Here is a 10,366-nt window from a genome sequence, read left to right on the forward strand (position 1 = left end):
GTTGGCCGTCGCTGCGGGTTGGCGGTCGCTGCGGGTTGGCGGTCGCTGCGGGGCTCAGCCACAACGGGGCTCAGCCGTAACGCGGGGCGCTGCGGCTGCGCTGGATGTTGGGCGTGCGCCGGTCCCTGGCGCGCCAGCAGCCGGTATGCCAGTGGCGGCGGTCGCCGAGATCGCCGCGGCCGTCGGCGGGCCAGGCCACCAGGTGCGGCACGCCCGGCGCGACCTCGTGGTCGCACCCTGGGCAGCGGTACGCCTTCACCGCCGCGCTCGCCGGAATGTTGCGCACCTGCCACTCACCGTCGCTCCACGTCTGCACACCCTCGACGCCACGCTTGACCCGCTCGAGATCGATCGGCTCAGGCGCAGCGTCGCGACGAGGATGGTTGCGACGTGGGCTCACCCTTCCAGCGTACCGATGATCACCGAATAGAACCGATCACGGGCTGTGGCCGGCGGTCCCCGGCCCACCTGTCAGACCACCTGTCGGACCACCTGTCGGACCACCGTCATGATCCAAGTCGCGTCCCGGTCATCTGGACGACCACGACGCGACTTCGATCAAACAGGCAAGATCAACCGGGCAAGATCACAAGCATGCCGGCCGCGACCGGCGCGGGCCCCGGCCCGACGGCGCAGCGATCTGCGTGGTCAGCGCACCAGCGATCAGCGTTTCGAGTAGTCGCGGAAGCCGCGGCCGACCTTGCGGCCCAGGTAGCCGGCCGTCACCAGGTGCTCCAGCAGCGGCGCCGGGGCGAACCCGGGCTCGCGCAGCTCCAGGTACAGCTCCCGCTGGATCGCCAGTGACACGTCCAGCCCGACGACGTCGAGCAGCTCGAACGGCCCCATCGGGTAGCCACAGCCGAGCTTCATCGCGTAGTCGATGTCGTCCGCCGTGGAGTACGACGCCTCGACCATCTTCACCGCGTCGTTCAGGTACGGGAACAGCAGCGCGTTCACCACGAACCCCGACCGGTCGGCGCACACCACCGCGTGCTTGGCCAGCGCCCGGCACACCGCGGTCGCCGTCTGCACCGTCGCGTCGGACGTCCGGATCGTGCGGACCACCTCGACCAGCCCCATGACCGGCGCCGGGTTGAAGAAGTGCAGCCCCACCACGTCCGCGGGGCGCTCGGTCGCGACCGCACACTCGATGACCGGCAGGCTCGACGTCGTCGTGGCCAGCACGACCCCCGGCTTGCAGATCTCGTCGAGCGAGGCGAACAGCGCCTTCTTCACCGACAGCTCCTCGACCACCGCCTCGACCACCAGGTCGACGTCGGAGAGATGGTCGAGCGTCGCCGACCAGGTGACCCGCCCGATCGCGGCGTCCCGGTCCTTCTCCGTCAGCTTGCCGCGCACGACCCCCTTGTTGAGCGACGTCTTGAGCCGCTCGCACACCTGCGCCGACTTCTCCGCGCCCCGGGTCACCGACACGACCTCGAAGCCAGCCTTCGCGAACACCTCGATGATGCCCGTCGCCATCGTGCCCGAGCCGACCACGCCCACCTTCGCGACGTGCTCGGCCGAGCTGCCCGCGCCGCCCCCGATCGGCGTGAACTCGTCGGGCACCACGACCGGCGAACCGGGCTTCTCGTACGTGTAGAACCCCCGCCCCGACTTCCGCCCGAGCAGCCCCGCCGTCACCATCTGCTTGATCAGCGGCACCGGCGCGTGCCTGCGGTCGCGGCCGCCCCGCCGGTACATCGTGTCCAGGATCTCGTACGCCGTGTCCAGGCCGATCAGGTCCATCAGCGCCAGCGGCCCCATCGGCAGCCCGCACCCGAGCTTCATCGCCGCGTCGATGTCCTCGCGGGTCGCGTACCGCGACTCCACCATCGACACGGCCTGGTTCAGGTACCCGAACAGCAGCGCGTTCGCAATGAACCCGGCCCGGTCCGTGATCGTCACGTCCACCTTGCCGAGCCGCTCGCACAATGCCTCGATGTCGGTGACCACGTCCTGCGACGTCACCACCGTCCGCACCACCTCGACCAGCTTCATGATCGGCGCCGGGTTGAAGAAGTGCATGCCGATGACCTGGTTGGGCCGCCCGGTCGCCACTGAGATCTCCGTGACCGACAGGCTGGACGTGTTCGTCGCGAGGATCGCCTCGGGCTTGCAGACCCGGTCCAGCTCGGCGAAGATCCGCTGCTTGAGCTCCAGCTGCTCGGGCACCGCCTCGATCACCAGGTCCACGTCGTGCAGCGCGTCCAGCCCGACCGCGAACCTGACCCGCCCGAGCAGCGCGTCCCGGTCCTCGGCGGACAGCTTGCCCTTGGCGACCGCCCGGTCGAGCGACCCGCGCATGGTCGCCTCACCGCGGTGCAGCGCACCGTCACTGATCTCGACCGCGGTCACCGCCAGCCCACTGCGCGCGAAGACCTCGACGATGCCGGCGCCCATGGTGCCCAGCCCGACCACACCCACGGAACCAAACTCGCGCCCCATCGCACGACCTCCCTAACGACCGCTCAGGTTACTGGCGAGTCTCCCACGCCCTCCCCCCGTCACGCCCTGTGGGATATCCCCCTGCCGTGCGGTGCTCCCGGCGGCTCGCACCGCCCACGCCGCGCCCGGCATCCAGTGGTCGCCGTCCATCCGAGGGTGGACGGAAGTACCGGTGGACTGGCGAACGAGCGATGGACGCAGCTCGGCCCGGCGGCCCGTCAGGTCCAGCGGATCGTGGCCCGCTCGCGCCACAGGGCAAGGACGGTCTCGTCGCCGTGGACGTGGAGGTCGGCGGTGGTGCGGCGGTTCCATAACGCCAGATACAGGTCGCTGGCGGGGCCGCGGAGGGTGCAGTCGGCCGTGGTGGGGGTGCCGCGGGTGATCTCGGCGCCGGTGGGGCCCATGCGGACGGTCCAGGAGTGGGGGGCGTCGGCGGCGTCGACGGCGAGGACGGCGGGCTCGTCGCAGCGCAGGCGGCGGCCGCGGGTGGCATAGAAAGCCATGAGCAGCTCGTCGATGCCGTCGACGCCGAGGTCGCGGTCGACGCCGTCGGGCTGACCGATGGCGGCGTGGAGGTCGGCGCGGTGGACGATCGTCTCGTGGGCCTGGCGGCGGGCCCAGAAGGAGAGCGGGGAGCCGGCGGGGAGGAAGTGCCAGCAGGTCAGGTCGTCGGGTGCGGCGCGGAGCTGGTCGACGAGGGCGACGTGGCCCTCCTGGAACCACGGCACGAGGTCGTCGTCGGCGGGCATGGGGCCGACGGCGCCCTCCTCCTCATCGTCGGTGAGGACGGCGGGGCGGGCGTCGCGGACATATGCGGTCGCCCAGCGGTGGACATAGCCCACGTGCTGCACGAGGTCGCGGACCGTCCACTCGGGACAGGTCGGCACGGCGGCGTCGAGGCCCGCCTTCTGCGCCGCGTCGACGAAGTCGAGCCCGGCACGCTCCAGCGCATCGATGTGCTGCCCGATTTCCATGCCGACATGCTAAGCCGACCCCCCGACAAAAACGCCCACCCGGAAGTGCAAAGCGCCGAAGCACAAAGCACCGAAGCGCATGAGCGGCGGTCAGGCCACCAGCAGCCCGCCGACCCAGATCCCCGCGATCAGCAGCGCCGTCGCCAGCTCGATGAGCATCGACACCCCGGCCGCCTTCAGCGCGTGCTTGGTCGACTCCCAGGCGCGCGCGTTGTCCTTCTGACGGACCCGCTCGACGATGAACACGCCGACGACGAAGCCGACCACCAGGCCCACCACCGGGATCAGGAAGAACCCGACGATGCCCAGGACGCCGCCCAGGAACAGGGTCAGGTTGGGCACCCCGGCGCGCTTCAGGTTGCGGCCGGGCACCAGGTACTTGGCGGTGAAGCCGAGGGCCAGCACCAGGGTCGCGGCCACGGCGACCGTCCAGCCGACCGCCCCGTGGCCGCCGAAGACGGCCCACACCATGACCCCGGCCCAGCACAGCAGCAGGCCGGGGAGCATGGGGACCAGGACGCCGATCACCCCGATCAGCACCGCGGCACCGGAGATGAGGGCCACGAGACCGGAGCTGTCCGTCACATCCACGATGATCAGGCTAGGCGGACGCGACCACCCCCGCCAGTGCGGCGGCGAAGTCGGCGGAGCGTTCCACGTGCGGGGAGTGGCCGCACCCTTCGTAGACGATTTCGGTGTACGGACCATAGGCGGCCAGCACGGCCCGGGTCTGCCCGATCATCGGCTGGGGCGGGCAGGCCTCCTCGCCGGGCCAGCCGGGGACGAGGCCGAGCTTGCCGAGCTGGGCGAGGTCGAAGAACGAGGCGTCGGACACGATCGCGTCCTGATCGCCGCGGATCCACGTGATCGGGGGTTTGACGGGCAGGTCGACGATGCCGGAGAGGTTCAGCCAGCGCGGGGACAGGGTGTTGAGCACGCCGCGCTCGCCGGGGCCGACGCCGGGCCAGTTGTCGCTGGCACTCCCGGTACCGGGGTACTGGTCGTCACCGACGGCGGTGCTGAGCATGGTGTCCAGCAGCGGCTCCTCGTCGTCGCCGAGCGACGCGGGGTCGGCGACGTAGAAGGCGCGCATGACATTGCGCGGGCCGGCCTGCTCCTCGGCGCCGCGGTCCTTGGCGGCCAGCAGCCGCACGAAGTCGGGGTTCGCCGAACCTCCGCCGGTGCCGGCGAAGTCGGGTGTGGTCGGGGTGCCGTCGAGGTCCCGGGTGCCGCCGAAGCCGTACGGGGAGACCGGCGCCTCCAGCACGAGCGCGGCGATCGACTCGGGGTGGTCCAGCAGCAGCTGCATGGCGACCCCGCCGCCGAGGGAGTGCCCGACGATGACGGGCTTGCGGTCGAACGCGGTCAGCAGCGGGGCGACGTCGTCGGCGAAGTCACGCACGCCGCGGGTGGCGTCGACGCCGAGGGCCGGGCTGGCGCCGTACCCCCGCAGGTCCGGCGCGACGATCCGCCAGTCCTGCGGCAGGTGGCGCAGCAAGGGCTCCCAGTATCCGGACGATGAACAGTTTCCGTGGATGAGCAGAACGGGAGGGCCGTCGATCGGGCCCCGAGTGGTGACGTGCATCACCGCATGGTGGCACTCGGTGGGTGCCCGTCACATGTGCTCGGCCCACATGTTCCGGTCGTACTTGGTGAGGGCCCAGATGACCGCGACGTCGGCCGCGATGATGAGCATCGACCACAGCGGGTAGTACGGCAGGAACAGGAAGTTGGCGACCGCGCTGATGGCGGCCAGGACGATGCCGAGGACCCTCGCCCAGACCTGCCCGGCGAGCACCCCCACGCCGCCGGCGGCGACGATCACGCCGAGTGCCAGGTGGATCCAGCCCCACGTCTGGACGTTGAAGCCGAAGAGATAGTTGTCGGTGAGCACGTAGAAGGTGTCCTCGAAGATCGCGGTCAGGCCGACCACGATCTGGAAGATGCCGATGACGACCATCATGCTGCCGCCGAACACGGCGAAGCCGGTGACCCAGCCGGATTGGCGGCCCGTTGTCGATGTCGTACTCATGCGGCCACCGTGGGCCGCCCAAAGGTGAACCATGCTCACCCGCCCGGGATGCACCCCAGCTGCTTGACGCTTCAAGTATGCATGCCGCACCATGCGCTTGAAGCTTAAACAAATTGAGGAGAAGCAGCTATGAACATCGTTCTGTGGGTCCTGCAGGGCCTGCTCGGCGCCGCGTTCATCGCGGCCGGGCTCATGAAGGCGACCCAGCCCAAGGAGAAGCTGCCCGCCAACATGACCTGGACCCAGCGGCGCAGCGCCGGGACCATCAAGTTCATCGGCGTCATGGAGCTGCTCGGCGGGCTCGGGCTCATCCTGCCGTGGGCCACCGGCATCGCCACCGTGCTGACCCCGCTCGCCGCCGTCGGCCTGCTCGTCATCATGCTGCTGGCGATCGGCGACCACGTGCGCGCCAAGGAGTACTCCGTCCTGCCGGTCAACCTGGTGCTCGGCGCGATCGCGCTGGTCATCGCGATCGGCCGGTTCTGACACGTATCGGACGTGGCGTTGGCCACGGCATGCGACCCCCAGGCACCATGGATGCCATGAACGACGAGACACGATGGCTGGACGACACCGAGCAGCGCGCTTGGATGTCGCTGCTGGCCATCGTGCTGGTCGGCTTCCCCGAGCTGGAGCGCACGTTCCGCCCGCACGGCCTGGTGCACGTGGAGTACGGGCTGCTGGCCGCCCTCAGCGACCAGCAGGAGGGCCTACGGCTGTCGGAGCTGGCGGCGCAGATGAACATGTCGCAGAGCCGGCTCAGCCACCGTATGCGCAAACTCGTCGACCTCGGCTACGTGGAGGTCACCGGCGACGCGTGCGACGGGCGGGTCAGCATCGCCAGGGTCACCGAGGCCGGCCGCCGCTTCGCCGCGCAGGTCTCCCCCGCCCACATCGCCGACGTGCGGCGGCTCATCTTCGACCACCTCGACGAGGCGCAGACCGCCGCGCTCGCCGACGCGCTGGGGGCGGTCGCCGACCGGCTCGGCTCGACCTGCCCCGGCGCCCCGAAGGGCCCGCCGGTGCCGAAGGCCAGGACCTGACGGGTCGTGCGGCCGCGATGGTACGGGGACCCGGCCGGTCACCCGGGCGCAGCCGGAAAGCCGTCACCGCATCGGAACCACAGAGCCTGTCGGCGTGTGGTCCGACAGGAATAGAGTGACCGCATGCGTGCCGTCGTGATCACCGGGGTGTCCCGCGGCCTGGGCGCCGCCCTCTTTGATGTGTGCAGCGCACGCGGTGACCGGATCCTGGCGGTAGGCAGGCACTTCACTCCCGAGCAGCAGCAGCTCCGCGACGAGCGGCCCGGTGACGTGACCCTCTTCTCCACCGACGTCGCCGACGCGCACTGGCTGCCCGACCACGACACGCTGCGGGCGTTCCTGCGCGAGTCGGACGAGGCGGTGCTGCTGCACAACGCCGCCGTCGTCGAGCCCATCGGCGCCGTCGGCAAGCTCAGCACGGAGGCGATCACGCATGCGATCGCGGTCAACCTGACCGCGCCCGTGGTGCTGACCAACAGCTTCCTGCGCGCGGCGCCCGACAGCGCGCGGCTGCGGGTGCTGTTCATCTCCTCCGGCGCCGCGCACCGCATCATCGACGGCTGGTCGCTGTACTGCACCACCAAGGCCGCCGGTGAGACGTTCTTCGAGGCGGTCGCCTCCCAGGTCGCCGACGACGAGCGGGTCACCGTCGCCAGCATCGACCCGGGGCAGATGGACACCGGGATGCAGGACAACATCCGCCGCGCGGCCGCGTCCGGCACCTACTTCCCCGGCCAGCAGCGGTGGATCGACGCGCACGCGGAGGGACGGCTCGCCGACCCGATGACCGTCGCCGAGCGGATCATCAAGGAGCACGCCCCCTGACCGGGGCGGCCGACCGTACCTACCGCGCGAGGACCTCGCGCAGCCGCGGGGCGAAGGCGGCGACGTTGCCGTGGCCGCCGTGCCCGCCGGGAAACTCGGCGACCGGCACGCCGAGCCGCGCGCCGAGCTCCACCCCGACGCGGTGCGGCGCCTCACCGGCGCTCGCGGCGCCGACCGCCGGGACGATCCGCACGGCCCCGGCACGCAACGTGTCCAGGTCGGGCACCCACCCGCCGAACGGCGGCACCTCGTACCCCACGAAAAACGGCAGATTGGCCTGCATGCGGGCCATCGCGTCCGGCGACGGCAGGTCCACCGCCGCCGGGCCGCCATCCGGTGCCGGCTCCTCGCCCGCCATCTGCACGCCCGCCGCGAAGACGCCCATCGCCGCCTCCCAGCCGTCGCGGTGGAACGTCTCCTCGACCCGCTTGATCAGCTCGCGGAAGTGCCCGCCGTCGGCCAGCAGCTCGAACGCCGGCGGCTCGTGCGCCACCACCGTGCGCACCAGCTCCGGGTGCCGGGCCGCCAGGTCCAGGGCGATCTCGGCGCCGGAGCTGTTGCCGAACACCTCGGCCGGCTCGTCCTCGACCACGCCGGCGGCGGCAAGCAGCCGGTACGCGTCGTCGCCGTGCTCCTCGACCGACTGCACGGCCGGTGGCCCATCGAGGCGGCTGCGCGAGTTGCCCCGGCGGTCGTAGGTGACGACGGTCCGGTCCCCGGCGAGCGCCTCGGCCAGGCCGGCGAAGCCCTCCGCGTCGTACACGCCGCCGCAGATCAGCAGCAGGACCGGGCCGCTGCCGCGGATCTCGTAGTGCAGGGTGGCCCCGGGTACCTTGAGCGTCTCGACCTTCATGATTTCTCCTTCATGGTTGGCACCGGACGGTCGTGGCGGACGCGGCGTCCTCGACACGGTTTTGGGGCTACTCGTGAGTAATCTCCGGGTTTACACTCGCGCAATGACCGCCACGCGAACTCCCGGCGTCCCCGCCATCGACGAGGGCTCGCTGATCTCGACCAGCCCGGCCAGCGGCGACGAGGTCGGACGCTTCCCCGTGGCCTCCCCCGATCATGTCACCGACGCGGTCGCCCGGGCCCGGGACGCGGCGGGTTGGTGGGCCGGACTCGGGTTCGCGGGCCGGCGCAAGCGGCTGCTCGCGTTCCGCAGCGTGCTCACCAACCGCTTGGAGGAACTCGCCGAGCTGATGCACCGCGAGGGCGGCAAGCCCACCGCGGACGCCCTCGTCGAGGCGATCGGCGCGATCGACCACATCGCCTGGGCGGCGCACCACGCGCGCAAGGTCCTCCGGCGGCGCCGGGTCGGCTCGTCCGTGCTGCTCACGGAGCACAGCTCCTACCTGGAGTACCTGCCGTTCGGCGTCATCGGCGTGATCGGCCCCTGGAACTACCCGGTGCTCACGCCGATGGGTTCGATCGCGTACGCCCTCGCCGCCGGCAACGCCGTGGTGTTCAAGCCGAGCGAGTACACGCCCGCGGTCGGCCAGTGGATCGTCGACCGCTTCGCCGAGGTCGTACCGGAGCGCCCGGTGCTGCAGATCGTGCACGGCATGGGCGACGTCGGCGGCGCCCTCTGCCGCTCCGGCGTTGACAAGATCGCGTTCACCGGCTCGACGGCAACGGGCAAGAAGGTCATGGCCGCCGCCGCCGAGTCACTCACCCCCGTGCTGCTGGAGTGCGGCGGCAAGGACGCCATGATCGTCGCCGCCGACGCCGACCTGGACGCCGCCGCCGAGGCCTGCGTCTGGGGCGGCCTGACCAACGCCGGCCAGACCTGCGTCGGCATCGAGCGCGTGTACGTCGCCGACAGCGTCTACGACGCCTTCCTCGGCCGGGTGGTCGCCCGGGCCGCCAAGCTCACCATCGGCGAGGAGGGCACCGCCGACATCGGCCCGATCACCATGCCCTCGCAGATCGACATCATCCGCCGGCACATCGAGGACGCCCTCACCCGCGGCGGCCGCGCCGTCCTGGGCGGCGCCGAGGCGGTGCGCCCGCCGTTCGTCAGCCCGACCATCCTCGTCGACGTGCCCGAGGACGCCGCCGCCGTGCAGGAGGAGACCTTCGGCCCGACGCTCACCATCGCCCGCGTCAAGGACGCCGACGAGGCGGTCGCGCTCGCCAACGGCACCGGCTACGGCCTGGGCGGCGCCATCTTCTCCAAGTCCCGCGGCCTGGAGCTCGCCCGCGGCGTCCGCTCCGGCATGACGTCGGTCAACTCCGCCCTCACCTTCGCCGGCATGCCGTCCCTGCCCTTCGGCGGCGTCGGCGGCTCAGGCTTCGGCCGCATCCACGGCGAGGACGGCCTGCGCGAGTTCACCCGCGCCAAGGCCATCGTCAAGCGCCGCGGTCCGACCCTGCTGGCCATCATGACCTTCGACCGCACCCCGAAGACCATGCAGCAGGCCCTGAAGCTGGTAAAACTCATCCACGGCCGCTCCAAGTAACGACGCCCCGGCCGCTCGCCGGCGTGCCATTGCCCGGCATCGGGCGCCGCGCCCGCGGGTCGCGGCAGGCGGCCGACCCCGTGCCGGCCGCGACCGGCCCACTCGATCTTGCCCGGTTGATCGAAGTCGCGTCGCGGCCGTAACCGGCGCGCCTGGTGATCTTTCCTGCTTGATCGAAGTCGCGTGGCGGTCATCCAGACGACCAGCACGCGACTTCGATCACCACGGTGGGATCCGGGGCGGGGAACCCCCGCCCCGCGCCGCAGGCGCGGAGCAAGCACAGCAACCCCCGCCAACGTCCAACCCTCATGGAGAGCCCGACCACGACGGCGCCAGAAAGCGCAGCGCCCGATCTCGCAGTCGGGCCAGCTCGAAAGTGCGACCGCAGGGAGCATGGGGGCCGCGGGTGGGAACCCCCGCCCCGCGCCGCAGGCGCGGAGCAAGCACAGCAACCCCCGCCAACGTCCAACCCTCATGGAGAGCCAGACCACGACGGCGCCAGAAAGCGCAGCGCCCGATCTCGCAGTCGGGCCAGCTCGAAAGTGCGACCGCAGGGAGCATGGGGGCCGCGGGTGGGAACCC

General features: G+C 71.3%; 11 protein-coding genes. 4 read left to right on the plus strand and 7 right to left on the minus strand.

Annotation, left to right across the window (positions count from 1 at the left end; genetic code table 11):
• Nucleotides 1-70 precede the first annotated feature (70 nt).
• From AB0H83_RS44395 to AB0H83_RS44420, 6 genes are all read right to left on the minus strand, one after another.
• On the minus strand, nucleotides 71-400 hold the full coding sequence (locus AB0H83_RS44395; RefSeq protein WP_360107395.1) for a hypothetical protein: 330 nt from the start codon (nucleotides 398-400) through the stop codon (nucleotides 71-73).
• 263 nt (nucleotides 401-663) lie between these two features.
• Nucleotides 664-2,448 (minus strand): 3-hydroxybutyryl-CoA dehydrogenase, encoded by a 1,785-nt coding sequence (locus AB0H83_RS44400; protein WP_360107398.1) that lies wholly within the window; start codon nucleotides 2,446-2,448, stop codon nucleotides 664-666.
• A 218-nt stretch (nucleotides 2,449-2,666) separates the two neighbouring features.
• On the minus strand, nucleotides 2,667-3,422 hold the full coding sequence (locus tag AB0H83_RS44405; protein WP_360107401.1) for a maleylpyruvate isomerase family mycothiol-dependent enzyme: 756 nt from the start codon (nucleotides 3,420-3,422) through the stop codon (nucleotides 2,667-2,669).
• A 90-nt stretch (nucleotides 3,423-3,512) separates the two neighbouring features.
• Nucleotides 3,513-4,013 (minus strand): DUF456 domain-containing protein, encoded by a 501-nt coding sequence (locus tag AB0H83_RS44410; RefSeq protein ID WP_360107404.1) that lies wholly within the window; start codon nucleotides 4,011-4,013, stop codon nucleotides 3,513-3,515.
• 10 nt (nucleotides 4,014-4,023) lie between these two features.
• The gene (locus AB0H83_RS44415; protein ID WP_360107407.1) at nucleotides 4,024-5,007 is read right to left on the minus strand and encodes an alpha/beta hydrolase; all 984 of its coding nucleotides are present in this window, start codon (nucleotides 5,005-5,007) and stop codon (nucleotides 4,024-4,026) included.
• Nucleotides 5,008-5,037: 30 nt separating this feature from the next.
• On the minus strand, nucleotides 5,038-5,454 hold the full coding sequence (locus AB0H83_RS44420; RefSeq protein ID WP_360107410.1) for a hypothetical protein: 417 nt from the start codon (nucleotides 5,452-5,454) through the stop codon (nucleotides 5,038-5,040).
• A 129-nt stretch (nucleotides 5,455-5,583) separates the two neighbouring features.
• On the opposite strand from AB0H83_RS44420, the gene AB0H83_RS44425 reads away from it, so the two are divergent.
• The 3 genes from AB0H83_RS44425 to AB0H83_RS44435 all read left to right on the plus strand — a co-directional run bounded on the left by AB0H83_RS44425 (nucleotide 5,584) and on the right by AB0H83_RS44435 (nucleotide 7,322).
• Nucleotides 5,584-5,940, plus strand: coding sequence for a DoxX family protein (locus AB0H83_RS44425; protein WP_360107413.1), 357 nt, complete (start codon nucleotides 5,584-5,586; stop codon nucleotides 5,938-5,940).
• Between the two features lie 56 nt (nucleotides 5,941-5,996).
• Complete coding sequence (locus tag AB0H83_RS44430; protein ID WP_360107416.1) at nucleotides 5,997-6,497, plus strand: MarR family winged helix-turn-helix transcriptional regulator; 501 nt, start codon at nucleotides 5,997-5,999, stop codon at nucleotides 6,495-6,497.
• A 123-nt stretch (nucleotides 6,498-6,620) separates the two neighbouring features.
• Entirely contained in the window at nucleotides 6,621-7,322 is a 702-nt protein-coding gene (locus tag AB0H83_RS44435; RefSeq protein WP_360107419.1) for an SDR family NAD(P)-dependent oxidoreductase, read from the plus strand.
• Nucleotides 7,323-7,341: 19 nt separating this feature from the next.
• Here the strand turns inward: AB0H83_RS44435 and AB0H83_RS44440 are convergent, their stop codons facing one another.
• Nucleotides 7,342-8,175 (minus strand): alpha/beta fold hydrolase, encoded by an 834-nt coding sequence (locus AB0H83_RS44440; RefSeq protein ID WP_360107422.1) that lies wholly within the window; start codon nucleotides 8,173-8,175, stop codon nucleotides 7,342-7,344.
• Between the two features lie 103 nt (nucleotides 8,176-8,278).
• Here AB0H83_RS44440 and AB0H83_RS44445 point away from each other — a divergent pair, with 103 nt between their 5' ends.
• Nucleotides 8,279-9,784 carry an aldehyde dehydrogenase family protein gene (locus AB0H83_RS44445; RefSeq protein WP_360107425.1) on the plus strand — a complete coding sequence of 502 codons (1,506 nt, stop codon included), beginning with the start codon at nucleotides 8,279-8,281 and terminating at the stop codon, nucleotides 9,782-9,784.
• Nucleotides 9,785-10,366 lie beyond the last annotated feature (582 nt).

Source organism: Dactylosporangium sp. NPDC050688, from assembly GCF_040654515.1.
Classification (GTDB): Bacteria; Actinomycetota; Actinomycetes; order Mycobacteriales; family Micromonosporaceae; genus Dactylosporangium.

What these genes read in the sequence shown, in the direction of transcription:
- AB0H83_RS44415 (WP_360107407.1), bottom strand. Translation starts at nt 5,007, where the DNA reads ATGCACGTCACCACTCGGGGCCCGATCGACGGCCCTCCCGTTCTGCTC.
- AB0H83_RS44430 (WP_360107416.1), top strand. Translation starts at nt 5,997, where the DNA reads ATGAACGACGAGACACGATGGCTGGACGACACCGAGCAGCGCGCTTGG.
- AB0H83_RS44400 (WP_360107398.1), bottom strand. Translation starts at nt 2,448, where the DNA reads ATGGGGCGCGAGTTTGGTTCCGTGGGTGTGGTCGGGCTGGGCACCATG.
- AB0H83_RS44435 (WP_360107419.1), top strand. Translation starts at nt 6,621, where the DNA reads ATGCGTGCCGTCGTGATCACCGGGGTGTCCCGCGGCCTGGGCGCCGCC.
- AB0H83_RS44445 (WP_360107425.1), top strand. Translation starts at nt 8,279, where the DNA reads ATGACCGCCACGCGAACTCCCGGCGTCCCCGCCATCGACGAGGGCTCG.
- AB0H83_RS44405 (WP_360107401.1), bottom strand. Translation starts at nt 3,422, where the DNA reads ATGGAAATCGGGCAGCACATCGATGCGCTGGAGCGTGCCGGGCTCGAC.
- AB0H83_RS44440 (WP_360107422.1), bottom strand. Translation starts at nt 8,175, where the DNA reads ATGAAGGTCGAGACGCTCAAGGTACCCGGGGCCACCCTGCACTACGAG.
- AB0H83_RS44425 (WP_360107413.1), top strand. Translation starts at nt 5,584, where the DNA reads ATGAACATCGTTCTGTGGGTCCTGCAGGGCCTGCTCGGCGCCGCGTTC.
- AB0H83_RS44420 (WP_360107410.1), bottom strand. Translation starts at nt 5,454, where the DNA reads ATGAGTACGACATCGACAACGGGCCGCCAATCCGGCTGGGTCACCGGC.